The 26,258-nt window shown below is 48.0% G+C and carries 21 protein-coding genes; 5 read left to right on the top strand and 16 right to left on the bottom strand.

Annotated elements, in window-relative coordinates:
• The 13 genes from KOI40_RS17675 to pyrF form a co-directional block, all read right to left on the bottom strand.
• The coding region (locus KOI40_RS17675; protein ID WP_216098881.1) for a hypothetical protein at positions 1-1,343 on the bottom strand (1,343 nt) is incomplete at its 3' end.
• 7 nt (positions 1,344-1,350) lie between these two features.
• Positions 1,351-2,292: an NAD-dependent epimerase/dehydratase family protein gene (locus KOI40_RS17670; protein ID WP_216098880.1), complete on the bottom strand. Its 942-nt coding sequence runs from the start codon at positions 2,290-2,292 to the stop codon at positions 1,351-1,353.
• 7 nt (positions 2,293-2,299) lie between these two features.
• Positions 2,300-4,210: a glycosyltransferase family protein gene (locus tag KOI40_RS17665; RefSeq protein ID WP_439653244.1), complete on the bottom strand. Its 1,911-nt coding sequence runs from the start codon at positions 4,208-4,210 to the stop codon at positions 2,300-2,302.
• Between the two features lie 75 nt (positions 4,211-4,285).
• Positions 4,286-5,272, bottom strand: coding sequence for a class I SAM-dependent methyltransferase (locus KOI40_RS17660; RefSeq protein ID WP_216098878.1), 987 nt, complete (start codon positions 5,270-5,272; stop codon positions 4,286-4,288).
• A gap of 7 nt (positions 5,273-5,279) precedes the next feature.
• A complete protein-coding gene (locus tag KOI40_RS17655) occupies positions 5,280-6,539 on the bottom strand; it encodes an ABC transporter ATP-binding protein (RefSeq protein ID WP_216098877.1) in 1,260 nt (419 codons plus the stop codon).
• The gene (locus tag KOI40_RS17650; RefSeq protein WP_216098876.1) at positions 6,536-7,330 is read right to left on the bottom strand and encodes an ABC transporter permease; all 795 of its coding nucleotides are present in this window, start codon (positions 7,328-7,330) and stop codon (positions 6,536-6,538) included. Before KOI40_RS17650 ends, KOI40_RS17655 begins: the two co-directional genes overlap by 4 nt.
• A 38-nt stretch (positions 7,331-7,368) precedes the next feature.
• Positions 7,369-8,787 carry a mannose-1-phosphate guanylyltransferase/mannose-6-phosphate isomerase gene (locus tag KOI40_RS17645; RefSeq protein WP_216098875.1) on the bottom strand — a complete coding sequence of 473 codons (1,419 nt, stop codon included), beginning with the start codon at positions 8,785-8,787 and terminating at the stop codon, positions 7,369-7,371.
• Positions 8,788-8,919: 132 nt separating this feature from the next.
• Entirely contained in the window at positions 8,920-9,210 is a 291-nt protein-coding gene (gene ihfB, locus KOI40_RS17640; protein WP_216098874.1) for an integration host factor subunit beta, read from the bottom strand.
• Positions 9,211-9,975: 765 nt separating this feature from the next.
• Positions 9,976-11,658 (bottom strand): 30S ribosomal protein S1, encoded by a 1,683-nt coding sequence (gene rpsA / locus KOI40_RS17635; protein WP_216098873.1) that lies wholly within the window; start codon positions 11,656-11,658, stop codon positions 9,976-9,978.
• Positions 11,659-12,061: 403 nt separating this feature from the next.
• Positions 12,062-13,231: a lipopolysaccharide assembly protein LapB gene (lapB, locus tag KOI40_RS17630; protein WP_216098872.1), complete on the bottom strand. Its 1,170-nt coding sequence runs from the start codon at positions 13,229-13,231 to the stop codon at positions 12,062-12,064.
• 8 nt (positions 13,232-13,239) lie between these two features.
• Positions 13,240-13,557 (bottom strand): LapA family protein, encoded by a 318-nt coding sequence (locus KOI40_RS18520; RefSeq protein WP_216098871.1) that lies wholly within the window; start codon positions 13,555-13,557, stop codon positions 13,240-13,242.
• 196 nt (positions 13,558-13,753) lie between these two features.
• Entirely contained in the window at positions 13,754-14,419 is a 666-nt protein-coding gene (gene cmk, locus KOI40_RS17620; protein ID WP_216098870.1) for a (d)CMP kinase, read from the bottom strand.
• 119 nt (positions 14,420-14,538) lie between these two features.
• A complete protein-coding gene (pyrF, locus tag KOI40_RS17615; protein ID WP_216098869.1) occupies positions 14,539-15,237 on the bottom strand; it encodes an orotidine-5'-phosphate decarboxylase in 699 nt (232 codons plus the stop codon).
• Positions 15,238-15,595: 358 nt separating this feature from the next.
• On the opposite strand from pyrF, the gene KOI40_RS18950 reads away from it, so the two are divergent.
• Complete coding sequence (locus KOI40_RS18950; RefSeq protein ID WP_216098868.1) at positions 15,596-15,922, top strand: ComEA family DNA-binding protein; 327 nt, start codon at positions 15,596-15,598, stop codon at positions 15,920-15,922.
• Between the two features lie 98 nt (positions 15,923-16,020).
• Here the strand turns inward: KOI40_RS18950 and KOI40_RS17605 are convergent, their stop codons facing one another.
• The 3 genes from KOI40_RS17605 to gyrA all read right to left on the bottom strand — a co-directional run bounded on the left by KOI40_RS17605 (position 16,021) and on the right by gyrA (position 22,198).
• A complete protein-coding gene (locus KOI40_RS17605; RefSeq protein WP_233710365.1) occupies positions 16,021-18,243 on the bottom strand; it encodes a bifunctional prephenate dehydrogenase/3-phosphoshikimate 1-carboxyvinyltransferase in 2,223 nt (740 codons plus the stop codon).
• Between the two features lie 75 nt (positions 18,244-18,318).
• Positions 18,319-19,422, bottom strand: a complete 1,104-nt coding sequence (gene pheA / locus KOI40_RS17600; RefSeq protein ID WP_216098867.1) for a prephenate dehydratase — start codon at positions 19,420-19,422, stop codon at positions 18,319-18,321.
• A gap of 184 nt (positions 19,423-19,606) precedes the next feature.
• Complete coding sequence (gene gyrA, locus KOI40_RS17595; RefSeq protein ID WP_216098866.1) at positions 19,607-22,198, bottom strand: DNA gyrase subunit A; 2,592 nt, start codon at positions 22,196-22,198, stop codon at positions 19,607-19,609.
• A 420-nt stretch (positions 22,199-22,618) separates the two neighbouring features.
• Here gyrA and KOI40_RS17590 point away from each other — a divergent pair, with 420 nt between their 5' ends.
• The 4 genes from KOI40_RS17590 (at position 22,619) to KOI40_RS17575 (ending at position 26,248) form a co-directional block, all read left to right on the top strand.
• Positions 22,619-23,950 (top strand): TRZ/ATZ family hydrolase, encoded by a 1,332-nt coding sequence (locus tag KOI40_RS17590; RefSeq protein WP_216098865.1) that lies wholly within the window; start codon positions 22,619-22,621, stop codon positions 23,948-23,950.
• A gap of 76 nt (positions 23,951-24,026) precedes the next feature.
• On the top strand, positions 24,027-24,728 hold the full coding sequence (ubiG, locus tag KOI40_RS17585; RefSeq protein ID WP_216098864.1) for a bifunctional 2-polyprenyl-6-hydroxyphenol methylase/3-demethylubiquinol 3-O-methyltransferase UbiG: 702 nt from the start codon (positions 24,027-24,029) through the stop codon (positions 24,726-24,728).
• Positions 24,729-24,735: 7 nt separating this feature from the next.
• Positions 24,736-25,434, top strand: coding sequence for an HAD family hydrolase (locus KOI40_RS17580; RefSeq protein ID WP_216098863.1), 699 nt, complete (start codon positions 24,736-24,738; stop codon positions 25,432-25,434).
• A gap of 55 nt (positions 25,435-25,489) precedes the next feature.
• Complete coding sequence (locus tag KOI40_RS17575) at positions 25,490-26,248, top strand: YciK family oxidoreductase (RefSeq protein WP_216098862.1); 759 nt, start codon at positions 25,490-25,492, stop codon at positions 26,246-26,248.
• Positions 26,249-26,258 lie beyond the last annotated feature (10 nt).

Raw genomic sequence — 26,258 nt, 5'->3', positions numbered from 1 at the left:
CACGCCGGAATTCGGGAGGGTGCTGCCTTCGGGTTGCTTTCTTCTTTCCTGCCTTTTCTGTCATGGTTCACCTCTGTAGCGTAGCTTACTCGCTTAGCAGGGTGTCCATCATTGGTGGGCAGGATCAGAGTACCTAATCCGCCTGACATGCTAGTTAATAATATAAATAGAGAGAAAATAAGTAAGCAGTTAATTACGTGCCTCTGCTTACTTTCTTCTAAAGCTAAAGCATCTCCACTGGATGACACTTTCTTAACGAGTAAGATAAAAGCCAAAAATAGTAGAATTGTACCTAAAGAACCTAGAGATACTGGAGGCCGAATTACTGGAAACTTACGCGCTGCATCACTTGTACTCATTATATAACGACCTAACTCAGCCATCACAGGAATTCTATGATTAATAATTGGTGCCACGAGCTGCTTAATGCTGGTCGAGTATACCTCTGCTTCCATAGGTAATCTTACTAGGGCAGGATTAACTTCTCCATTCGGATAAAATTCATGTGGATGGCCATTTTTATAAATCTGAACCGGCAACATGACTAAAAAATTTATTGCTATAATTAGAGCCCCAAATACAACAACCGGAAACAATTCCCGAAATAATGATATCTGACTCTTTTTTACTATAACTACTATCGCTGCTACTCCTAACAACAACAAGCAAAAAAAAGCATAATACCCATCTGCGATTGCTATCAATAAAACTAAAAGTACTGAAATAAGAAACTTTTTACGCCGTAGAATCTGTTTTAAAAAAGACCAATAGCTTCCATGACCATCTTTCCTTTCTAAATATACCCCACTTGTGCACCATACACACACCAACAAAGAGATTGGTATTACATAATAATTCGCAAGAAATGCGAAAAACAGGTTATTGAATCTATATGTTGTAAAAGCAAATAGTACTGCCACAACATAAGAAATTAAGCTATCTATTTTCAAAGCTTGGCATACGAAAAACGAAACTGCAGTAATAATTGAAAAATTCAAAAGATAGTAGATCTGCTGAACTTTAACTGCATCATCAAAAAAGAAAGACAACGCCAGCATTAAAATAGAATGAATTGAGCTAGATTGAGCTGCAGAGTGATATGACCAATTTGCAATAGAGGGAGCTCCAAGATATTGATTTTCCAATATCCAACCATTGTCAAGCAATCCTTTAGACAACAATAACTGCCAGACATCATCATGCATCCCATACACAAGAGGAACTGACAAATCATGATCCCAGACACCAGTAAATATTATTCCCAAAACTAAAGGAATCACAAACAAATAGAAAAAATAAACAAGAAGTCTTTTGAATTGAGAGAAAAATTCTGAATTATCCACAATCAGCTTACGTCCTTACGGTATCAGAATTATTAACATACCAATCCCATGTCTTCTCTAATCCTTCATACAAGTTATGTTTTGACAAAAAATGACAATTAGATAATTTGTCAATATTGTAGGATCTTATTAGTTGGCCATCTGGCTTAGATTCATCCCACCGAACATTTGATACGCCTGTAATTTCTATAAGAGTATTGACCAAATCCTTGATCTTAACTACGTTTCCAGAAGCAAGATTTACACAGCCACTTAGGTTTTCCATTATACAAATGAGGCCATCAGCTGCGTCCGCTGAAAACAGAAAATCCCTTTCAGCTTTACCGGTCCCCCATACCGTGACTGAGCCATCACTTTGTTTAGCGTCATAAAACTTCTTAATTAATGATGGTATTACGTGTCCCGTTTCATCATTAAAACGGTCGCCAGGACCATAAAGATTAGTTGAAAGAGGAAAAGCATAATCCAATTGATAGGACTCTTTGTATGCCTCAAGCATTGACAACATAGCTAGCTTAGCTACTGCATAGGATTCTTCAGATTTATGAGGGTAACCTTGCCATAAATCGGTCTCTAATGCAGGATTAGAAACAGGAGGGTCTGGATACATCGCTACAGTTCCCATAGCAACGATTTTATTAACATTTACGAGGTGGCTTGCATGAATCACATTCGTATTAATCATTATATTTTCATAAATAACATCTGCCTTATATTTTGAGTTCCCGCCCAAGCCGTAAACCTTACCCGCCAAATGAAATACAAAATCAGGATCAACATTAAGAAAATATTCTTCTGTTTGATTTTTTGATAAAAGATTACATTCTTGTGAGCTCGGGGAAAACACCTTTCTAAAGCCCTTTTCTTTTAAAAGAGTCACCAAAGCACGCCCTAAAACACCTGCACTACCTGTTACCAATATCTTAGAATCAAATGACATTTTAGACATACTAACCTCAATTTCCTTTAATTTGTAATTTTGATACTAATCTTAGAAGTCGACGTGAATTACGCTTGAAGAAATCAGGAAGTGGCAAAGAGTCAAACATTGATGCCAACAATATTCTATTATCTTCCATAGACATATACTTATAATCCTTCCCTACATTCTTCTCTTGCAACAGCGAAACCTCAAAAGGTTTTCTTTCGTTAATATTCAAAACATCGAGAAGTATTTGCTTATCATTATTTAGAAGTCTCATTTCTGAGTGCTGATAGCAAAGATTTTGAATGTCAATGATACATGAAGCTCGTCCTACTCTTTTTTTAATTTTAGATTTACAGTAAACCGCATCCATTACGGAAAAATTTAAATAAGGAATTACGAGTGAGAACCAGTCGTCTTTAGGAACTTTGAACAAAAACCTGCTAAAACCAGATGGGTTATTATAATCATCTGAATATATCTCTACACCTTCAACAGTCGAATAGAATTTATTGCTGTCCTTATCACGATGCATCAACAATACATCCGTATAAGACAATTCCAACTCTGGTTCATCCTCAAATGACCGAATCAAAGAGCTATAGTGCTCCGAGAAAATACATTCATTCGGGAAGATAATGCTAACTAAAACTCCTGGCTCATACTTAACCACTAGATCATAAAAAACTTTTCCCCATTTAGCTTTTTTAACAGGCTCACATTCATTATCTCTATAAATTAATTTATATGGACTACAGGAAACATTATGACACTTGCCAATTGTCCTCATTATCCAATTCTTGTTCGCCTCATACTCAGCCGTATCGACAACCAGCTCTAACTTTTTGTTGCCATAAGTTTGTTTTTCAAACCCAGAAACTAGATGCAAAAAGTTTTCTTTGTTGAAATGATTTAAAAAGCCAAAAACCACCAACTTAAAGTCTTTAGTCTTATTAAGATACTTTTCCGCCAATAATTTTTTTCGCTCAGGAAGTTTTTTATAAATTTTATCCAAAGACGATGCCATCTCGAACTTTTCTAAAAATATATTCTGCGCATCTCGGGCTTTTTTTAATGCCTCCTCGGGGTAAGAATTAATCCATTCAAGATGCATCTTAACCTGACTCGTGATACTTTCTGGAGATTCCCCAATGGTTTTAATATAAAGCAAGGTCTCTGCAAAGTTCTTTCGAGCAAACTCATTTTCATCAACTATGACAACTGAACCTGCAGCCACACCTTCAAACAACCTGCTTGACATAAGTCCAGCATCCACATGAGCTGACGAAGATAGGGCAAGCGTAATCCCTGCTTTATGGATTGCATGAATTACAGAAACACCATCAAACGGCAACCCTCCCTTAAAACTTTTATAGCCATCCCAGACATTTATCCCCTGAAACACCTCTGGACCGTAAATTTCTAGCTGTCCGGTTTCATCTAATGCCTTCAATAGATTACTATGCCTACCCTCGCCCTTTCCTAATCTCTCCCAATTGATACCAACATAGAAAATTTTCTTTTCTCCAAGCGTAGGTTCTAATATTGGAGTAGCTAAAGAATGAAACAAGTGAAGGTCTGGTTCTAAATGAGTTCCCAGCGGCAGACAGAGCCGTTTAATATGATCGTCTGAAGAAGCAGATCCACAGCTTAAAAAATCATCATGTGTTACCAAGTTTGAAGAGTATTTTCTATACCCCCATTCAAAATAAAAATCAATTGGATTCCATAAAGCAACAAAAGAAAAAGCATCATAGGTTTTGGGTGTTTCAAAATGTAAATGAATTACAAAATCGACATCCTCGTCGCCAATTTTCCTCGAAGGCTCATCTAACAACTCACCTGAAGTATTGATAACAATGACTTCTACATCAATTTTTTTTGATGCTAAGATTAAACGTTGAATCACTTCATCTTCTGCGGTGTCTATACCTGGCCACATTCGTACCACAGCAATTTTCTTAAAAAACCTACAATCCATCTACAATATTTCCAAATAAAAATTCAAAATTAATTATTATCTTTTAACTGCAAAAATATGAAACCCAGTTTCAGGAGATTTAAGATAATTATGCACATCTTGGTAAGAACCCCCGACCCCCCGACAATACTCTTCGTGAGCAAAAGGTGAGTTCATGACTTTCAGACCATTCTCTTCAAAAAGTTTATCCCACCAACTTTTAGGCTTAAGAGTAACGTGATAAGGCTTCCCCGACTCAGAGTTCACATATTCAAGTTTTGAAATAGACCCCACAAAAAAACCTTCGTCACTCAAATTATGAACTATCTCACGAACAACCTGACCACAAAGCTCTTCAGGTATATGCTCAAAGACTTCCCACATACTTATCACATCAAATTTAATTTGCTTACCATTTACATCATAAAACTTAAAAGGCTTCGACGTATCACAAGTATGCAAGAAATCAATATAATTCCAATATCCTACGTCAGCTTTCAAACATGAATCACTGCCATCAATACCAACAGCAAAGTGCCCCCTTTTGAGAAAGTCCATAACTATACTCCCTGCACCACACCCTAAATCTAAGAAATTTAATTTCGTTTTTTCTAAGACTCTTTCGCAAGCTTTAACGAATAATGGCTTCGACACAACTCCTTCGTATGTGGATTCTGGACTCACGTGATCCATAGAGTCATCTGCAATTACTTTTTCACAGATGAATTGATATTTCGGCAATGCCTTCAAACAGTTAAGAAAACTAGAATCATTAACTTCTTTCTGTATATACAATGATTCAACCATCTTGTGTAAATTAACAACTTCAAAATCAATTTTGTTGGTCACCCACTCTAACGTCAATGTACGACCATTAATCTGAGATTCAACAAACTCAAATATTTCATTCTCCCTATTAATAATTGAACTTGCTACATCTTCAACACGCTCTGAAGTATTCTCTAATCTAGATATCCTTTGCTCGAGAGAAACAATACCTGTCTTTATTTCTTCTAAATATTTCTTCAGATCATAATCATTCATACATTACCTATTTTGATTCAAAAACGGATAACATAGGGTTCATGTTGTAAACACCACCATAGTTAATAGAGTTTGGGCACTCTATAACTTGGATCTGCTTCACATCATGCATCAATAGACTAATTTCTTCGAACTCAGTTCTTGCATAGCCCTTATTAGAAACACCAATAGAGAAAGAATACTGCCCTTGCCTAAGATTAAAATTAAACTCAAAAACCACATTTACAATCTTGTCTTTTTCTATAGGGGCATACTCTATCCCCATCGCATAAGAGCTTATTTCAAACATTGAGCTCCCATACTTATCTCTAATAATAATTCCAAAGGCAGGCCTTTCAAAAAATTTATTAAGCCTTACTTTATAATTGACTTTCAGCTTTTTTTCACTTTCAATGTATAAAACGTTTTTATCATTCTCATCTAGAACATTAAATTCCAATAGTTCTGCATCACCGTTCGTAGTAATAGTCGTCGCATTTATCAATGCTGTATCAGTTTTATTCTCTTGTACAATTGTTAATTCCTTACTTCCGAGATCCGACCTTTGGGAAATTATCCCCTCATAAAGATCAACAACTTCTTTCGGCGATCCATCTTTGACCAATCGACCCTGATCTATGAGTACAGCTCTATCGCACAAACTCTTAACTGCACCAACATCATGAGACACAAAGAGTAATGAGCCGCCTTGCTTCATATAACTATCTAAAAAGCTGAAACATTTTTGCTGAAAATAAGAATCCCCAACAGACAAAGCTTCATCGATTATCAATAAATCAGGAGAGAATGCCGTAGCTACTGAAAAAGCAACCCTCATTTGCATACCACTTGAATAGGTCCTTACAGGCTCATCAAAATATTTCCCAATTTCTGAAAATCTTTCAATTTCAGAAATTGCAGATTTTATACGTTTATCGCTATACCCCATCAATCCAGAAGTATGAATGGCGTTTTCTCTTCCAGTTAAATCAGGCAAAAAACCCATACCTAATTCTAGGATAGCGCCAACACTCCCACTTATATGAACATTTCCCTCTGTCGGTCTTAATGTTCCCGTTATCATTTTAAGCAAGGTGGATTTACCTGCCCCATTTTCACCTACGATAGCAACAGATTCGCCAGGATTAACCCTAAAACTTACATTACGAATGGTCCAATCTTCCCTGCAAGGACTAACAGGCAAATAAAACCAACGCGCAAAGCGCTGCCACTCACTATTGTACGTCCGATATGCTTTACCTATATTATTGACATATATCAAGCTCATAAAACATCCACCATTTCAGGTGACGCTCGACGAAATACAAACAAACTGAATATGATAAATAAGAATGCTAGACCCGTAGTAATCAATAATGACTCGGTACTGGGTGATTGATTAAAAACTAAAATATTCTGATAGGCATTGATTAGAGGATAAATAGGGTTGTAACAGATTAAGGATTGTAAATTCTCAGGAAGAATTGAGACTGGGTACACAATTGGGGTAAACCAAAATAATGTCTGCAGAACTATAGGAACAACTTGCCCAACGTCACGAACAAATACATTAACAATACCAAGCATCATTCCTATGCTTAATGACAAAGCAAGCAGTATTACCATCAAAGGTAAGAGCCAAAGGGCTAACCAAGTCGGCGGGTGTCCCAAGACAGTAAAAACCCCTAGAATGGCGACAAATAACAATGAGTGATTAAGAAGACAAGAGCCACTAACAATAGCAGGTAAAGTTATGCGAGGAAACGCCATTTTTTTCATCAAATTTCCCTGCTCAATAAACAGAGTCAAACAGCGTGTAATGACTTCAAAAAATAGACTCCAAGCCAAAATCCCCGCCATCAGATACAGAGCATAAGCATATTGATTATCTATACCTGGCAATTTGGCAGCCAAAACATTGGATAAAACCAAGGCGTAAATAAGAACTTGAGCCAGCGGGTTAATAATCATCCATAGCCCACCCAGTTTGCTACGGGTAAAGCGCGCCTTGAATTCATTTCGAATCGAAGATACGACAAAGCCCCTATAACTCCAGAGGCTTCTCAACAAAACCAACATATTAATTCCCTGGCTTTTCTATTTGCATTAACAGCGCCTCACCCACAACGTCCATAGTTATCTTGAAACCGAACAATATCATCCTCTCCTAAGTATTCACCGGTCTGCACTTCAATCAGTACTACTTCGGTTACCCCCGGATTGGCAAGGCGATGTTTGTGACCTGCTGGGATATAGGTCGATTCATTCGCACTAACCATAAATTCTTCCTCCCCATTCACCACCTTTGCCATCCCACTGACCACAATCCAGTGCTCACTTCTGTGATGATGCATCTGCAAAGACAAAGAAGCACCTGGCTTAACCACAATACGCTTCATTTTATAGTTGTCGCCCTCTTCCAGAACGGTGTAGGTTCCCCAAGGCCGATGGACAGTCTTATGAAACTGGGCTGCCTCGTGATTGGCAATTTTAAGCTGGCTGACAATCTGCTTAACTTCCTGGGATCGATTTCTATCAGCAATCAGAAGTGCATCAGGTGTATCAACAACTACCAAATTATCAAGCCCGACCGCTCCAACCAATCGCCCTGATGACTGAATGTGACAATTTTTAACGTCATGCAAAATTGAGTCGCCAATGATGGTGTTTCCTTGCTGATCGGAGTCATTCAGGCCGCTCACAGCATCCCAGCTACCAATATCACTCCAGCCGATATCACAACTCACCACAGACATACGCCGGGACTTTTCCATAATGGCGTAGTCAATAGAGTCTGCGGGGACGGACTCGAAGGATTTAGGCAGCTCAATTTGGCTTACCAGCCCACTGTCAGAGACGGAGTGCTGCGCCTCATTCAAGGACAGGCCCACAGATGTAAAAATATCCGTCGACAAGGAATCCAGCTCTGCTGCCATAACGCCGGCCTTGAAGCAGAACATTCCCGCATTCCAAAGGTAATTACCGGCTGCGAGGTATTCTTGCGCAACTTCTAATGTTGGTTTTTCAACGAATCGTAAAACTTCGCTTCCGTTAGCCTCTATATACCCATAACCAGTTTCAGGCCGTTCAGGCTGAATACCAAAAGTAACGATACGGTCAGATTCAGCCAGTTTAACGGCTGACTCTACAGCATCAGCGAAGGCGGATTGGTTATTGATAAGATGATCAGCGGTAAGAATAAGTAATATGGTGTTATCGCCATGTTCTTTCTGTACTTGTAGTGTCGCAGCCGCAATTGCTGCTGCAGTGTTGCGCCCTACCGGTTCGAGAATAAATTGTGTCGGAATTGATGTGGCATTTACTTCGCGGTATTCATCTTCAGATTTAAAGAAGAACTCCCGGTTAGTAACAGTAATGACCTGCTTAACGCCATTCAACCTGACAGCTCTTGAGAAGGCTTTTTGCAGTAAACTTTCGCCGTCTTTTAAAACCATAAAAGGCTTTGGATGTTTCTCACGCGAAACCGGCCACAAACGTGAACCAGCCCCGCCAGATAGAATCACGGGTACTAACATATAAATCCCTGTACCTATTAAGAACAAAATGCCGGCAAAACAGCCAGCATAGTTATTATTTCTTACAAGAGCAGCCGCACTAGTAACCTCTTTCAGTCAAAACCAAACTAAAAGAGGTAAAATTTCAACAAGTCAGTGCTGAATACTCTCATTAACCCGATCGCGCATTTCCTTACCAGGTTTAAAATGCGGAACGTATTTACCCGTCAATTCAACGGAATCACCGGTTTTGGGGTTACGGCCAACGCGGGGTGCGCGGTAGTGGAGGGAGAAGCTTCCAAAGCCTCTGATCTCGATTCTCTCGCCGGCGGCGAGGACTTGCGACATATGCTCTAACATGAGCTTTACGGCTAATTCGACATCTTTCAGTGATAACTGGTCTTGTTGCTCAGCTATCCGCTCTATCAACTCTGACTTCGTCATACCCATTCCTTCGATTAACACTTTTAGCTCAGTCGACCCATTTGAACGTCCTGATTAAAGGGATTTCGCCCTTCCCTTCTCAAATGGTTCCGTTGCTAACTCGTTGTTTTCAAAGGAGTATAGGCCGCAAAAACTTCCGCAGCAAGTGACAAAGTCGTCATAATCAGAGCAACACCCACCCCACGGGATAACCCACTCTCAAAACCCACATAAAAAAACAGGCCGATACTTTGCAGTATCGGCCTGTCTGTCCTTAATACATTCAGGCTATCCGGGAACCCCGGACGGCCTGAGCGAGCCTCCATGCTCTATGCATTCAGACGCTTCCTTTGACCTTTCTTGGTCGACAATACTTCCATGTGGACTTCCTTGTGAGTGGTTATCATCCTCTATTATGGGATCTCTCACCAGAGGATATTACCCTCAATGTGTGTGCGACATATCTCACAAACGATCGTACCAACTAGATCATTTGGTTATTAGGCAGACTATTCGCCGGAAAAGTATTCCGAATCTGTGAAAACAAACCCGGCTCGGCAGATTAAGGAATTCAGTTATCTCGCTCGCCCTGAGCTTGTCGAAGGGCATGATTTGGGTGGGTACATCCTTCGACAGGCTCAGGATGAGCGGATATCAGGAAGATAATCGGATATCTGAATGATGAACAGATATCGGGATTAAAGGTTTCAGCAGAAACTGGAAGCCCAAAACGCAAAAAGGCGACCCGAAGGTCGCCTTTTCGTCAAGTAATTACCCGAGGGTGAATTACTTGTCCTGGCTTTGCATTTGTGCCTTGATCAGGTCACCAATGGTAGCAGGAGCAGCCTGTTCAGCGGCTTTACCAGAGTGCTCTTTGATAGCAGCACGCTCTTCAGCAGCGTCTTTAGACTTGATGGACAGGTTGATGGCGCGGTTCTTACGATCAACGTTCAGAATCACGGCTTCAACTTCGTCACCTTCTTTCAGCACGTTACGGGCATCTTCTACCTTGTCACGGCTGATTTCAGAGGCTTTCAGTACAGCTTCAACGTCGTCGGCCAGAGTTACAACAGCAGCCTTGGCATCAACTTCTTTAACGGTACCAGTTACGATGGCGCCTTTATCGTTGGTTGCAACGTAGTCAGAGAACGGATCGCTGTCCAGTTGCTTGATACCCAGGGAGATACGCTCGCGCTCTGGGTCGATTGCCAGGATAACGGTTTCCAGCTCGTCGCCTTTCTTGTACTTGCGAACAGCTTCTTCGCCAGCTTCGTGCCAGGAGATGTCAGACAGGTGAACCAGACCGTCAATGCCGCCATCCAGACCGATGAAGATACCGAAGTCAGTGATAGACTTGATCTTACCGGAGATGTTGTCACCTTTAGCGAATTGCTTGCCGAATGCATCCCATGGGTTTTCTTGACACTGCTTGATACCCAGAGAAATACGACGACGCTCTTCGTCGATGTCCAGAACCATTACCTCAACCTCGTCGCCAACATTGACAACTTTGGATGGGTGGATGTTCTTGTTGGTCCAATCCATTTCGGATACGTGAACCAGACCTTCAACACCTTCTTCGATTTCAGCGAAGCAGCCGTAGTCAGTCAGGTTGGTAACCTTAGCCTTGGTGCGAGCACCTTCTGGGTAACGGTTGGTGATTTCTACCCATGGATCTTCACCCAGTTGCTTCAGACCCAGAGATACGCGGTTGCGCTCACGGTCGAATTTCAGAACCTTAACGTCGATCTCGTCGCCAACGTTAACGATTTCAGATGGGTGCTTGATACGCTTCCAGGCCATATCAGTGATGTGCAACAGGCCGTCAACACCACCCAGATCTACGAAAGCACCGTAGTCGGTCAGGTTCTTAACGATACCCTTGATAGCCATACCTTCTTGCAGGCTGGCCAGCAACTCTTCGCGCTCGGCGGAGTTGGCTTTTTCCAGAACAGCGCGACGGGAAACAACAACGTTGTTACGCTTCTGATCCAGTTTGATAACCTTGAATTCCAGCTCTTTACCTTCGAGGTGAGCGGTTTCGCGTACTGGACGAACATCTACCAGAGAACCTGGCAGGAACGCACGGATGCTGGATACGTCAACGGTGAAACCACCCTTAACCTTGCCATTAATAACACCCTTAACGATTTCGTCTGCTTCGTGAGCAGCTTCCAGTACTTTCCAAGCTTCAGCGCGCTTGGCTTTTTCACGGGACAGTTTGGTCTCACCGAAACCGTCTTCTACGGATTCCAGAGCAACCTGTACTTCGTCGCCGATGGCCAGAGTCAGTTCACCAGCTTCGTTGTAGAACTGAGAGGCAGGAATAACACCTTCAGACTTCAGGCCTGCGTGAACAGTAACCCAGTCTTTATCCAGATCGATAACAACGCCGGTTACGATAGAACCAGGAACCATATCGACGGATTTCAAGCTTTCTTCAAAGAGTTCTGCGAAAGATTCGCTCATTAGGACAACCTATAAGGTAACAGCAGAAGCTTATCGGAGGGGCCCATTTTGTGGTTTAGGGCGACGCGTACACAAACAGCTGATTTGTGCCGATAAACTTGCTAACCACACTGCCAGGTGTGTGGGCCGATTAATATTGATAAAACCCCCGTCCTAGCTGGCTTGCACCGGAGATTTCACCCACTGTGGCTGGAATACCCAGTTACAGTGGCGGCGGAGCATATCAGAAATGGGGGGTTGGGACAAGTATATGGGCAACAATTAACCAGCTAACCAGCTGCCGTCCTGAATGCTAGGACTGACGAAGCATCGAAGGGCATGGTTCGGGTGGACTAATCCTTCGACAGGCTCAGGATGAACGGAGCTTTACAGAGACAGGGAATAAAGCAGGAAGAAAAAAGGGCTATTCCACCGGCTTTACATTGCCCCAGGTTTTGCAGCTGGGACACAGCCAATGCATATGCTGACCAGCAAAACCACAATTGTGACAGCGATACTGAGGGGAGGCCTTTTGCAGGCGACGAATGACGGTATCGGCCAGGGCCATGCTCTCCGGCGGATTTTGATAACCCGCCAACTGCAGGGAGAGCATTTGCTCAGCGGCCTTTAAGCTCGGTGATTTCGCAACACTGACGCCAAGAAACTTCGCCGCGGGCACAACCCCCTCGTCTTTTGCCATCAACTCAGCAAGCGCCATAACCACCGGGGTCGAAGCGCCCTGCTCGAGCAGCTCATTCAGGTAGGCACGCAACTGGGGTAAACGGCCTGTCGCGCGATGACAGGTAATCAGCAGTGGCAAGGCTTCTGGCAGCAAAGCCGGATCCTGATAAAACACCTGCTTGAGGGCTTTTACTGCTTCTTTATATTGTCCCAGTCGATATTCCAGCTCCGCCAACAGGATGCTCGCTCTGGCAGATTGTTTGTCCGCCAGACTGGCGGCCTTGAGATGACGTCGGGCAGCGAGGTAATCCGAACGCCGCAGCGCTTCTTCCGCCAGCTCACAATAAAAATGGGACTGAACCAAGCGCCACTCATCCGGCAGACGGGAAAAGCGCCGGCTGGGCAGCTTGTTGATCATATCGATGCCGGTTTGCCACTCTTTCTCGTCACGATATATCTCGATCAAATACTCAAGACACTGGGTGCGCATGGGGTGAACCGTGGTCTCGACCAGCTCCTTGAGCAGCATCTCCGCCCGGTCCAACAAGCCCGATTTGATAAAGTCCCGGCTGAGCTCCAGCTGAACCTGCCTGGACTGCTCACTACCCAGACCGGGCCGCGCCAGGAGATTCTGGTGAATTTTGATGGCACGCCCGACCTCACCACGCTTGCGCAGCAGATTCCCCAAGGCCAGGTGAGTTTCCAGAGTTTCGGTATTGACATCCAGAGCATCGATAAAGGTATCAATAGCCTCATCCGGCTGCTCATTCAGCAGGTAATTAAGACCCTGAATATAGTGGGGCTCCAATGCGGGCGCATCAGAGTTTTCAGGCACACGCGTGGATCGCCGACCCAGCGCAAAGCCGATGGCAATCGCCACCAGCACAAGAACCAATAATCCCCAATCCATCATTCCCTAAATTACCCGTTAGCCGTGCTTTTGCCTTTGATCGGGGCTCGCCGCAGTCGCTCTATTTCTTTATCGCGACGATTCAGCTTGCGCTTTAAGGAAAGATTGTGATTTTTCAGGGACAACACCGGCAACAAGCTCACGAGGTAGCCAAGCCCCGTGCCGAGCGCAAAGACACCGCAGATCAGTAAGCCGAGAGGCATTGCCGGCGCGCTAAACCCCAACAGAGAGACCGTCACCATCTGGGTGTTGTCGGTGCTGAACCACACCCCAACCACCAGCCCAGCCAGCAAAATCAGCAACAGCACAATTTTTTTAACAAAGGCCACTCTACTTTCCCTCTCTGGTATCAATCCCTACCTGTTGTTTTACAACCATTTATCCCTAATGGCTTGCCTGTACAGCCTGCCAGTCCGTCGCCCTAATGACAACCATATCAGTCAGATTGGTCTGTTATCACTTATAGCAATAAACCCGGAACGCCGCATTCGGACAATCATAAGCGCTTGCCGGTACCACAGGAACTCAAGGCAGCTGCTTCACCAGATTCATCACCGCCGACAGGACTTCATCAATGGTCATATTAGTTGAGTCCAGAATCACTGCATCGTCCGCAGGGCGCAGAGGTGAAGATTCACGCTCACGATCCTGTTTATCCCGCAGCTCAATATCCGCCAGGATCTGGTCGTAATCTGCTTCCCGGCCGGCCTGCTCCAACTGAGCGACCCGCCGTTTGGCCCGCTCCTCAGAGCTGGCAGTTAAAAACACCTTAACCGGAGCTTCGGTAAACACCGTGGTGCCCATGTCCCGACCATCGGCCACCAGACCCGGCGCCTCCGCGAAACCGCGCTGGCGACGCAATAATGCATCCCTCACTGGCTGGCAGGCCGCCACCTTGGAGGCATTCATTCCAACATGCTCCTGGCGAATCGTTGTCGACACATCTTTTCCAGCCAACATGACCCGGACACCACCCTCGGCGGGCTCAAAGACCACATCCAGACTGGCGGCTACCTGAGCCAGCCCTTCACTGTCGTCAAAATCGATGCCTTGATTCTCCGCAGCCAGGGCAGTCAGGCGATAAAGGGCGCCACTATCGAGCAAGTGAAAACCCAATTTTTTTGCCAGCAATTGACACAAGGTGCCCTTGCCCGCACCACTGGGACCGTCAATGGTAATTACAACTGTCATTAAATCGTCCAAACAAATACGAAAGCCGCCTCACTGGCAGCAGAAAAATACGTTCTATTACATTAAACGCCACGTTCTGGCGCCACACCACCCCAAAAACCCATTGATGGGCACAAAGCCTAGGATATGGAAGCCGCAATGGAATGGCAGGCCGCTACCGGATCCGGCGCCTGAGTGATCGGGCGGCCAATCACCAGATAATGGCTGCCTGCGGCAATGGCATCGGCTGGCGTCACAATACGACGCTGGTCATCGGCTGCCGCATCGGCGGGACGAATCCCCGGCGTGACCAGGCAGAAATCGGAGCCCAATTGTGTGCTGAGCATACTGGCTTCCTGTGCAGAACAAACTACGCCATCCATACCACTTTGCTTGGCCAGACCCGCCAAATGCAGAACCTGCTCCCGGGGCTCCCGGGCAATGCCGATTTGCGCCAGGTCAGAAGCTTCCATACTGGTGAGAACCGTCACCGCAATTAACAGCGGTACATTGCCGCTGCGCTTGTCCAGCTCATTTCGGGCCGCAGCCATCATTCTTTCACCGCCGCTGGCATGGACATTCACCATCCATACACCCAGTTCGGCAGCCGCTTTAACTGCCTTGGCCGTGGTATTGGGGATGTCGTGAAATTTCAAATCCAGAAAGACATCAAAACCCTTGCCCATCAGAGCTTCAACCACCTGCGGCCCGGCAGCCGTGAACAGCTCTTTGCCCACTTTCAATCGACACAAGGCCGGATCCAGACGACTTGCCATTTCCAGACAGGCTTGTTGATTGTCAAAATCCATTGCGACAAGAATGCGGGGAGAGTCTGCCATCGTTTGCGGTACCTTTACATAGAGTCCAGAGAAACATAGAGCTCAGAGAAACATAGAGCTCAGAGAAACATAGAGCCCAAGGAAAACATAGTGCCCAGAGAAAATATCTGGTTTCCAGTGGAGTATTTCAATTGAGCGTTTCAAGTGGGGCGAATTGTACCTTGCTCACACTTTTCGAGCGAGCACCGGTGTATTTACGGATGTTCCACTCATTGCCACAACTTTCATGCTTTCTTCCAAGTTCCTTTTTTAACCAAGTGCGTTAATCTTTGACCCGCTGAACTTCCCCGCATGGATCACAGGGGAGAGCTTTTAACCATAAACCGTAAACATAAACTTAGTCACAAGGACGTTATTTATGAAGCATCAAGTATCGCAATTCCCGTTAATCCGCCTTGCAGCCCTGCTGTGCATTATCAGTCTTAGCCCTTTTAGCTGGGCAGAGTCCGGCAAATCGACTCAACCAACGGCAGGAACCACCACACCTTATACCGTCAATATCAACACCGCCTCCGCTGAAGAGATTGCTGACGGCCTGAAGGGTATTGGCCTGAAAAAAGCTCAGGCGATCGTTGCCTACCGTGAAGCACATGGGAAATTCACCCAAAAGGAATCCCTGACAGCAGTGAAAGGCATTGGCGAAGCCACTGTGGCGAAAAACAGCAAGATGATCAGTTTGAAGTAACGCGCTCACCGATCTGAGACATATACCGTCTTGACGCAAAAAAAAGGGCGCGAAATGCGCCCTTTTTCCATCCAGTTTTACCCGTCTCGACTTCCCACTCAGGAGTCACTTACCGATAACTGAATACCCGCCTTTTGGGCGAGCTCAATAAAGGTCGGGAAAGACGTCGCCACATTGGCGCAATTCTTAATCACGATATCGTCAGATGCGCGCAGGGCTGCAACCGTAAACGACATGGCAATACGGTGATCGCCGTGGCTTTCGACTTCGCCACCGCCGATTGGGCCGCCCTCAATGACGATGCCGTCCGGGGTCGCTTCGGCTTTAACGCCCAAAGTCACCAATCCATCCGCCATCACCTGAATACGGTCGCTCTCTTTCACTCGCAGCTCTTCGGCACCGGTCAATACGGTCTTGCCCTCGGCGCAGGCTGCCGCGACGAACAACGCCGGGAATTCATCAATCGCCAGTGGCACCTGATCTTCCGGCACGTGAATCCCTTTCAGCGGAGCGTACTTCACTCGAATATCCGCCACGGGCTCGCCACCGACTTCACGCTGATTACTCAGGGTAATGTCTGCGCCCATCAGGCGCAGAATGTTAATCACCCCATCACGGGTCGGGTTAATGCCCACATGAGTCAAAGTGACATCCGATCCTGGGGCAATGGCCGCAGCCACCATAAAGAAAGTCGCCGAAGAGATGTCCGCCGGCACTTCGATTTTGGTAGAGGTCAGACTGCCACCGGAAGTCAGACTGGCCTTTGCTCCATCACGCTCAACCGCATAACCAAAACCGGTCAGCATGCGCTCGGTGTGATCGCGGGTCGGTGCAGGCTCTGTCACCTGGGTTTTACCGTCAGCGTAGAGTCCGGCCAACAGCACACAAGACTTGACCTGAGCACTGGCCATGGGCATTTGATAATCAATGGCTGTGAGTTTCGCCCCACCCTTGATTTTTACCGGTGGCAGACCGCCCTCTGCGGTTTCAATCTCGGCTCCCATTTCTCGCAATGGATTGGCCACACGATTCATTGGGCGCTTGGACAGGGACTCATCACCGGTCAACTCTGAATCAAAATTCTGGCCTGCCAACAGGCCAGACAACAGGCGCATGGACGTCCCGGAGTTGCCCACGTACAAAGGCCCCGGAGGTGCCTGTAAGCCATGAAGACCAACGCCATGAATGCGCACGCGCCCCTGATCCGGTCCCTCGATGACCACTCCCATATCACGGAACGCCTGCAAGGTGGCCAGGGCGTCCTCACCTTCCAGAAACCCTTCAACCTCGGTAATGCCTTCGGCCAGGGAACCCAGCATAATAGAACGATGGGAAATGGACTTGTCACCGGGAACACGCAGCTCGCCGGAAACGCTGCCGCCAGGTTTAACCGTGTATGTAATCTCTTGATCTTGCATGGATGGACTGTACGCCTGCTTGGTTAACATTTTAGTAAAGTGATCACGAGCAGCCTTGGCGCGGGTAAACACGCCCAACAGATACTCGCTGTCTTCGCTGGCAATGGCCGAGCGCAGACGATTGAGGTTTTCGCTGAACAAATCCAGCGCGATCAACACGCTGTCCTTGTTCGCTTTCATTATATCGTGCCACATGACCGGATCACTGGAAGCGATACGGGTAAAGTCCCGGAACCCGCCAGCGGCATAGCGAAAGATGTTCTCGTTTTCCGAGTCATGAGCCAGAGTATCCACCAGCGAATACGCAATGGCGTGCGGTAAATGACTGGTAGAAGCCAGGACTTCGTCATGCTCATCAACTGGCATCGACAGCACTTCGGCACCGACAGCTTGCCACATGGCCACGACACGTTTCAGGTGATCCTGACCCGACTCCGGTGTGGGCGTAATGATGACTCTGTGATTCTTGTACAGATCAGGATTACTGGCCTCAACACCACTCTTTTCCGATCCGGCAATGGGATGTCCACCCACAAACTGTGGCGGCAGGCACCCATAGGCCGCTTTCACGGCGGCAATTACCGAACCTTTGACACTGGCGCCATCGGTAATGGTCACATCCGGTGACACACTGTCTTTGATTTGCTGCAGAATGGCTTCAACCGTGAGAGTGGGTACTGCGATAAAAATCACATCACCCGCTGTGAGCTCACCGGCAATATCTTTAATCGATGTCACCGCGCGGTCCGCAACCCCCAGACGCACAGCATCCACACAGGTTTGCTCGCGACGTGCGACTCCAATAACTTCCCTGCAGGCCCCTGCTTGCTTTAAAGCAACTGCAAGACTGCCACCAATCAAGCCAATTCCAACAACGACCAAACGATTTACTAAGGCTTCCAAAAGACGGATTCCTGAATTAAGTTTCTACCGGCCTTCGCGCTCGCAATGACGAACACGGATAATACCTCACCTTTCTTACAAAACACCCTGCGGGTAAGAACCCAGCATTTTGATGTCCGCAGCCCGGCTACCCACTTCTTTCAATGCGGCCTGTACGTTTTCGTCGTCCTTGTGACCATTGAAGTCGATGAAAAACACGTAATTCCAGTTGCCAGTGCGTGACGGGCGGGTCTCAACACGGGTCAGATCAATCTTGTGCGTCTGGAACGGCACCAACAGATCATGCAATGCACCAGGTTCGTTGCGCATGGAAATCACCACCGAGGTTTTGTCCACTCCGCTGGCCTCGACCACTTGCGTTCCGATAATCAGGAAGCGCGTCGAATTGTCCGGCTGGTCTTCGATATTCTCAGCCAGTTTGGTCAGCTCGTATTTGTCAGCCGCCATTTCGCCGGCAATCGCCGCGGCATTCCACTCACCCTTGAGACGCTTGGCGGCTTCCGCATTGCTGTTTACAGCTACCCGCTCGGCGTTGGGATAGTGCGCATCCAGCCATTTGCGACATTGCGCCAGAGACTGGGAGTGCGAGTAGATTCGGGTAATGCTATCGGTTTTGGTCACATCCGACACCAGCAAATGCTGGTGGATACGCAGCACCACTTCGCCACAGATTTTCAGATTAGACCCCATGAAGCTGTCCAACGTGTGGTTTACAACACCTTCTGTTGAGTTCTCTACCGGCACAACACCGTATTGAACGGCTCCGGATTCCACTTCACGAAAGACATCATCAATGGCAGAAAAAGGCAGAGTAATTGCCGAATGACCAAAATGTTTGAGAGCAGCCTGTTCAGTAAAAGTACCCTCGGGCCCCAGAAAAGCCACCTTGATGGGCTGTTCCAGCGCCAGACAGGCGGACATGATCTCACGAAAGAGTCGTGCCATCTCTTCGTCGCCCAAAGGCCCCTGATTGCGCTCCATCGCCTTGCGCAGCACTTGTGCCTCACGCTCGGGACGATAGTAAATAATGTCACTGCCGTCGCTGTTGGCCTTTTTGACCTCTGCGACTTCCTGCGCGCACTCTGCGCGCTCACTGATTAATTGACCAATTTTCAGGTCAATTTCATCAATACGGTCACGCAGTGCGGCCAGCTGAAGCTTTTCTGTATCTTGTATCATACCTGTAACCCTGTCATCGGAAAGATCCTGGAGCCTAAGCTCCTGAATCACCCGAGATAATCATCCTGCAAAAACCAAACTGCCCGATTAATCTTAGCAGCATCACAGTCTGTCAGAACCGAACCGCGCCACCAGGATTCAATCGGGCAATTTTAAAGTCTAAAAAGTAAAACCAAGCGACGAATTACGCTTCGCCGCCCTCTTCAGTACCTTCTTCGGCCTCACCTTCGACGCCGCTACCCTCTTCGATACGCTCAACACCCACCAGATGCTCATCGGTCTTCAATTTGATCAGACGAACACCCTGGGTATTTCGGCTCAGTACAGACACTTCTGCCACGCGGGTACGTACCAGAGTCCCCTGATCCGAAATCAGCATGATCTCATCCCCATCAAAGACCTGTACGGCACCGACAACGGCACCATTGCGTTCAGTGGTCTGCATACCGATCACACCCTGATTACCACGACCTTTGGCCGGGAAGTCTTCCACACTGGTGCGCTTGCCGTAGCCGTGCTCACTGACAGTCAGCACATAACCGTTTTCCTGTGGGATCACCATGGAAATCACGTATTGATCTTCCTGCATGCGTATACCACGAACACCGCGGGACGTACGCCCCATGGCCCGGACATCGCTCTCTTTGAAGCGAGCCGCTTTACCAGAGGAAGCAAACAGAACCACATCGCAGTTACCGTCAGTAATCGCCGTACCCACCAGACGATCGCCTTCATCCAGATCAATGGCACGCAGACCAACGCTACGCGGACGGGAGAACTGACTTAGCACGGTTTTCTTCACGGTACCATTAGCGGTTGCCATAAAGATAAAGTGCTCATCGGTGTACTCTCTCACCGGCAGAATCGAGGTAATGCGCTCACCATCTTCCAGCGGCAACAAGTTCACCATTGGACGACCGCGAGACTGACGGCCCGCTACCGGAATCTGATAAACCTTCAACCAATAGACCTTACCGGCGTTGGTAAAACAGAGAATGGTATCGTGCGTGCTGGCGATCAGCAGATGCTCTACGAAATCTTCATCTTTGACCGAGGTTGCGGCTTTACCCATGCCTCCACGACGCTGTGCCTGATACGCATCCAGCGGCTGGGTCTTCGCATAACCGCCGTGGGAAATGGTCACCACGCGGTCTTCTTCGGTAATTAAATCTTCAATGGTCAGGTCTTGCTGGGAGCTCTGGATATCAGTACGACGCTCATCGCCGTAATTATTCATGACTTCTTCCAGCTCTTCGCGAATCACTTCCATCAAACGGCTGGAGTTACCCAGAATTTCCAGGAACTCGGCGATCATTTCCAGCTTCTCGCGGTATTCCGCCAGCAGCTTGTCGTGCTCCATGCCAGTGAGGCGATGCAGACGCAATTCCAGAATGGCCTGAGCCTGAGCCGGAGACAGATAGTAACGCTTGCCGTCACCCTCGCCCTGCAGGCCAAACTTCGGATCCAGATCTTCCGGACGGCAGGCGTCGTCGCCGGCACGCTCCAGGAATTCACTGATATCACCCACGGGCCAACCGTGGGCAATCAAAGCCTCTTTTGCATCAGCCGGGCTGGCAGAGGTTTTGATCAGCTCGATCACAGGATCAATATTGGAGATTGCAACCGCCAGGCCTTCCAGAATATGGCCACGTTCACGGGCCTTGCGCAACAGATAAACCGTACGACGAGTCACCACCTCGCGGCGATGGCGCACAAAGTGGGTCAGCAATTCTTTCAGGTTCAGCAGCTTGGGCTGGCCATCCACCAGAGCAACCACGTTTATGCCGAAAACGCTTTGCAGCTGGGTTTGCGCGTAGAGGTTATTCAGGACAACTTCGCCCACCTCACCGCGCTTCAATTCGATCACGACACGCAAGCCTTCTTTGTCCGACTCGTCGCGCAGCTCGGAAATCCCCTCGATTTTCTTCTCTTTAACCAGCTCGGCAATCTTTTCGATCAGACGAGCCTTGTTCAGCTGGTAAGGGATTTCATTAATGATGATGGTTTCTTTATTGGCCTTGTCGTCACGCTCAATTTCGGCCTTGGCGCGAATGTAAATACGACCGCGACCCGTGCGGTAAGCCTGCACAATGCCTGCACGGCCATTGATGATACCGCCAGTAGGAAAATCCGGACCCGGGATAATTTCCATCAGTTCATCAATGGTGATGTCTTCGTTGTCGATATAAGCCAGACAGCCTTTGACCACTTCGCGCAAGTTATGTGGCGGGATGTTGGTCGCCATACCCACAGCAATACCAGCAGAGCCGTTAACCAGCAGGTTGGGCACTCGGGTTGGCAACACACTCGGCATCTGTTCGGTGCCGTCGTAGTTGTCAACAAAATCAACGGTTTCTTTTTCCAGATCGGCCAGCAAATCGTGGGCGATCTTCTGCATGCGGATCTCGGTGTAACGCATCGCCGCAGCACCATCACCGTCAATAGAGCCAAAGTTACCCTGACCATCAACCAGCATATAGCGGAGAGAGAATGGCTGGGCCATACGCACAATGGTGTCGTAGACCGCAGTATCACCGTGCGGGTGATATTTACCGATAACGTCACCGACCACACGGGCCGACTTTTTATACGGTTTGTTCCAATCGTTGTTCAGTTCGCTCATGGCAAACAGAACCCGGCGGTGTACGGGCTTCAAGCCATCACGCACATCCGGCAAGGCTCGACCCACAATTACGCTCATGGCGTAATCCAGGTAGGACTGTTTCAGCTCGTCTTCAATATTGACGGGCAGGAGTTCTTTCGCTAAATCACCCATAGGGTCGGCATTCCTTATTATATCGCTCAGCGCAATTGCGGCTGTGGTCCAGAGCCTGTGACAAGGCTCCCATACAATATTCTAAATACGGTCAATATTCTAAATACAGCCCCCAACACAATGGCCGTTTCCATTCCGCAGTTGCAAGAACGAGAAGCCTGAAAACTGTTAGAGCCAGAAAACCACTAAAGCGGTCAATACTACCATAAAATCAGTAGCATAGGCATATTGATGGATTCTCAATTACACGCATCCAAACTGCCTTCAACCTGCCCTTCGGGTTATACTGCGCAAGAGTGATGATTCCGGAAAACAGACATGCAAAACCGATCATTTTTCACACAATCAGAGCGCACAAAAACCTATTGAGTCGCTTTTTGTCCGCCAAATTCCAAAGACTATTTCAGCTACGGGAAGGTTATGAGCCAAGGTACATCCACTACCTCAGTCGATTTGATGATTCACGCCCGCTGGATCATCCCTGTGGTGCCCGAGAACACGGTTCTCAGTGACTGCTCTCTGGTCATTGATAACGGCCAGATTCTGGCCATTCACCCCACAACTGAAGCCAAACGCCTGTATTCTGCTGACCATGAACATCATCTGGATGAGCATATTGTCACCCCGGGTCTTGTGAATACCCACAATCACGCCGCCATGTCTCTGCTGAGGGGCTTTGCAGATGATCACCCACTGCAAACCTGGCTGGAAGAACATATCTGGCCCACGGAAGCCCAATGGGTAACGCCCGAATTTGTCCGCGACGGCACCGAACTCAGTGCGGCGGAAATGATCCGCAGTGGCACGACCACCTTTGCGGACATGTATTTCTTCCCGGAAGAGACTGCCAAAGCTGCTCTGAACAGCGGCATGCGCTGTCAGCTGCACTTTCCCGTTCTGGATTTCCCTACCGCCTGGGGTCAGGGTCCTGACGATTACATCCAGAAGGGACTGGCTCTGTCTGATGCTTACCGCTCGCACCCTACGATCAATGTTGCCTTTGGGCCTCACGCGCCTTACACCGTTTCGGATGAGCCGCTACAAAGAATCGCCACCCTGGCCGAAGAAATGCAGGCACCCATTCAGATTCACCTGCACGAAACCGCAGCAGAAGTTTCAGACGCCGTAGCCAATACCGGCGAGCGCCCCATTGAGCGACTCAACCGCCTTGGCCTGCTATCCCCACTGACCCAGTGTGTCCACATGACACAGGTTACTGCTGAAGATATAGAGGTGCTGAAGCAAACTGGCGCAAATATCATTCACTGCCCCGAGTCCAACCTGAAGCTCGCCAGCGGTTTCTGCCCGGTGAAAGCCCTGCTCGACAACGGCATCAATGTGGCTCTTGGTACTGATGGCGCCGCCAGCAATAACGATCAGGACCTGTTCGGAGAAATGCGCACTGCGGCCCTGTTGGCAAAAGGTGTCAGCGGCGATGCCAGTGCCGTGGATGCCCATACTGCCCTGAGGATGGCGACGCTGAACGGCGCCAAGGCGTTGGGAATGGATGCCGAAATTGGCAGCCTGGAAGTGGGCAAGCAGGCAGATATAACCGCCATCGCCGTGAATCAGCTGGAGCAGTTACCGCTCTATAATCCTGTATCCGCCTTGAGTTATAACAATATTTCCCATCAGGTCAGCCACGTCTGGGTCAACGGTAACCCGCTGATGGAAGATCGACGCCTGACCACGCTGGATGAACACCGAGTCCGTGAAAAAGCCAAATACTGGCAAAACCGCATCGAATCCTGATGCGGGGCCCCTTAAGCTTGTCACTGACACCCTGTAAGCTATTTACTGAATGAACACCGTTTTTGAGTAATACACTATGAGCAATGTCGATCAGGCAGAAATTGCCAAATTTGAAGCCCTGGCCAGTCGCTGGTGGGATAAAAGCAGCGAATTCAAACCGCTCCACGATATCAACCCGCTGCGTTGCAATTATATTGACGAGCGCTCTCCGGTTGCCGGCAAGAAAGTGCTGGATGTGGGTTGTGGCGGCGGCATCCTCAGTGAGGCGCTGGCTCAACGCGGCGCCGACGTCAGTGGAATCGACATGGGTGCGGCGCCACTGCAAGTGGCCAAACTGCACAGTTTGGAAAGCGGAGTCACCGTCAATTACCGCCAGATTACTGCCGAGGAACTGGCAGAACAGGAAGCCGGTCAGTACGACATCGTCACCTGTCTGGAAATGCTGGAACACGTTCCCGATCCCGCATCCGTAATCCGCGCCTGTGCCACCCTCTGCAAGCCCGGCGGCCATGTTTACTTTTCAACCATTAACCGCAACCCCAAGGCCTACGCCATGGCCGTTGTGGGCGCTGAATATGTTTTGAAAATGCTGCCCAAGGGCACTCATGAATACAGCAAGTTTATTCGCCCTTCCGAACTGGGAAGCTGGATTCGCCAGGCCGATTTACAACTACAGGACATGACCGGCCTCACCTACAACCCGCTGACCAAGACCTATAAGTTGAAGCCCAGCGATGTCGACGTCAATTACATGGTGCACACAACCAAAGATGCCTGAATCCGACATGCTTAATACCCACGAAGTGGAATCGCGCAGCATCAAAGCGGTGGTGTTTGATCTCGATGGCACCCTGCTGGATACAGCGCCGGACTTCGTTTATGTGCTCAACAAATTGCGCGAGGAAGAAGGACTTCCCGCTCTCGATGACACCACCATTCGCAACACAGTCTCAGACGGTGCCCGGGCACTGGTCACTTTGGGCTTTGGCTTGCAGGAAGGCGATGAGGGTTTTGAACCCCTGCGCTTGCGCCTGCTGGAGCTTTATAAACAACATCTCGCGGTCAAAAGCGCCCCCTTTGCCGGCATCAGCGAATTGCTCGAATTTATTGAGCAAGCCCAGTTGAGCTGGGGCATTGCCACCAATAAACCAGAGGTTTATGCCACCCCACTGCTAGCCGCTCTGGGGTTAAAACCCGGCTGTGTCATTTGCCCGGACCACGTGGAAAACCGCAAGCCCCATCCGGAATCCATGCATCTGGCTGCAAAACTGCTGAACTGTCATCCTGAAGAAATTATTTACGTCGGAGACCACGCCAGAGACATTGAGTGTGGCCGACAGGCTGGCTGCCCCACCATTGCCGCGGCCTACGGTTATATCAACAAGCGCGACGACATCGATAACTGGCAAGCCACCCACCGCGTGGATCATGCTCAAGAGATGATCGCCATCGTCCAAAGCTATCTGCCAATGACCAAAGGCTGATTCAATCAACAGCCGGACAACTCGCAACACACAAATCAAGACAAGGTACAAACCTATGAATACATTGCCTGACGGCTACACTCCTCGCCAGGACCTCCTTAAAGGAAAAGTGATAGTTGTCACCGGGGCCGGAGCCGGGATTGGCCGGTCTGCCGCATTGAGCTTCGCCGCTCATGGTGCAACGGTGGTGTTACTGGGTCGCACCATTCCCAAGCTGGAGATGGTCTACGACGAAATCGAAGCTGCCGGAGGCCCACAGCCTGCGATCTACCCGATTAATTTTGAGGGCGCCGTTGCCAAGGATTACGACGATATGGCCCAGACCCTGTTCGATGAGTTTGGCAAGGTCGACGGCTTGCTGCACAACGCCGCAGAACTGGGTGAACGCACACCGATAAACAACTACTCGCCCGATGTCTGGATCCGGGTGATGCAAGTTAACGTCAATGCGCCCTTTATGCTGACCAGAGCTCTGCTGCCGGTAATGAATCACTCTTCCGCTGGTTCCATCCTGTTTACGGGGTCCGGTGTCGGTTATGAAGGACGCGCTTTCTGGGGCGCTTACGCCGCGTCAAAGGCCGCCAATGAAAACATGATGCAAACCCTCGCCCAGGAACTGGACCAAACCACACAGATCCGCTGCAACAGCATCAACCCGGGCGCTACACGCACCAAGATGCGGGCCACCGCCTACCCGGCTGAAGATCCCATGAAGGTAAAACCCACAGAAGATCTGATGCCGCTGTACCTGTATTTGATGGGCGATGACAGTGTGGGAGTGAGTGGGCAGCAGTTTGAACACCAGGCGCAATAAAATAGCGCGC

It is taken from the genome of Pseudomaricurvus albidus, assembly GCF_018863235.1.
Lineage (GTDB): Bacteria > Pseudomonadota > Gammaproteobacteria > Pseudomonadales > Cellvibrionaceae > Pseudomaricurvus > Pseudomaricurvus albidus.
Note: the sequence above shows the minus strand (reverse complement) of the source record. Positions and strands in the feature narration are given on the sequence as shown.

What these genes read in the sequence shown, in the direction of transcription:
- KOI40_RS17665 (WP_439653244.1), bottom strand. Translation starts at nt 4,210, where the DNA reads ATGTGGCCAGGTATAGACACCGCAGAAGATGAAGTGATTCAACGTTTA.
- KOI40_RS17590 (WP_216098865.1), top strand. Translation starts at nt 22,619, where the DNA reads ATGAGCCAAGGTACATCCACTACCTCAGTCGATTTGATGATTCACGCC.
- KOI40_RS17580 (WP_216098863.1), top strand. Translation starts at nt 24,736, where the DNA reads ATGCTTAATACCCACGAAGTGGAATCGCGCAGCATCAAAGCGGTGGTG.
- rpsA (WP_216098873.1), bottom strand. Translation starts at nt 11,658, where the DNA reads ATGAGCGAATCTTTCGCAGAACTCTTTGAAGAAAGCTTGAAATCCGTC.
- pheA (WP_216098867.1), bottom strand. Translation starts at nt 19,422, where the DNA reads ATGATACAAGATACAGAAAAGCTTCAGCTGGCCGCACTGCGTGACCGT.
- ubiG (WP_216098864.1), top strand. Translation starts at nt 24,027, where the DNA reads ATGAGCAATGTCGATCAGGCAGAAATTGCCAAATTTGAAGCCCTGGCC.
- KOI40_RS18950 (WP_216098868.1), top strand. Translation starts at nt 15,596, where the DNA reads ATGAAGCATCAAGTATCGCAATTCCCGTTAATCCGCCTTGCAGCCCTG.
- KOI40_RS17670 (WP_216098880.1), bottom strand. Translation starts at nt 2,292, where the DNA reads ATGTCTAAAATGTCATTTGATTCTAAGATATTGGTAACAGGTAGTGCA.
- pyrF (WP_216098869.1), bottom strand. Translation starts at nt 15,237, where the DNA reads ATGGCAGACTCTCCCCGCATTCTTGTCGCAATGGATTTTGACAATCAA.
- KOI40_RS17650 (WP_216098876.1), bottom strand. Translation starts at nt 7,330, where the DNA reads ATGTTGGTTTTGTTGAGAAGCCTCTGGAGTTATAGGGGCTTTGTCGTA.
- KOI40_RS17660 (WP_216098878.1), bottom strand. Translation starts at nt 5,272, where the DNA reads ATGAATGATTATGATCTGAAGAAATATTTAGAAGAAATAAAGACAGGT.
- KOI40_RS17645 (WP_216098875.1), bottom strand. Translation starts at nt 8,787, where the DNA reads ATGTTAGTACCCGTGATTCTATCTGGCGGGGCTGGTTCACGTTTGTGG.
- lapB (WP_216098872.1), bottom strand. Translation starts at nt 13,231, where the DNA reads ATGATGGATTGGGGATTATTGGTTCTTGTGCTGGTGGCGATTGCCATC.
- cmk (WP_216098870.1), bottom strand. Translation starts at nt 14,419, where the DNA reads ATGACAGTTGTAATTACCATTGACGGTCCCAGTGGTGCGGGCAAGGGC.
- gyrA (WP_216098866.1), bottom strand. Translation starts at nt 22,198, where the DNA reads ATGGGTGATTTAGCGAAAGAACTCCTGCCCGTCAATATTGAAGACGAG.
- KOI40_RS17575 (WP_216098862.1), top strand. Translation starts at nt 25,490, where the DNA reads ATGAATACATTGCCTGACGGCTACACTCCTCGCCAGGACCTCCTTAAA.
- KOI40_RS17655 (WP_216098877.1), bottom strand. Translation starts at nt 6,539, where the DNA reads ATGAGCTTGATATATGTCAATAATATAGGTAAAGCATATCGGACGTAC.
- ihfB (WP_216098874.1), bottom strand. Translation starts at nt 9,210, where the DNA reads ATGACGAAGTCAGAGTTGATAGAGCGGATAGCTGAGCAACAAGACCAG.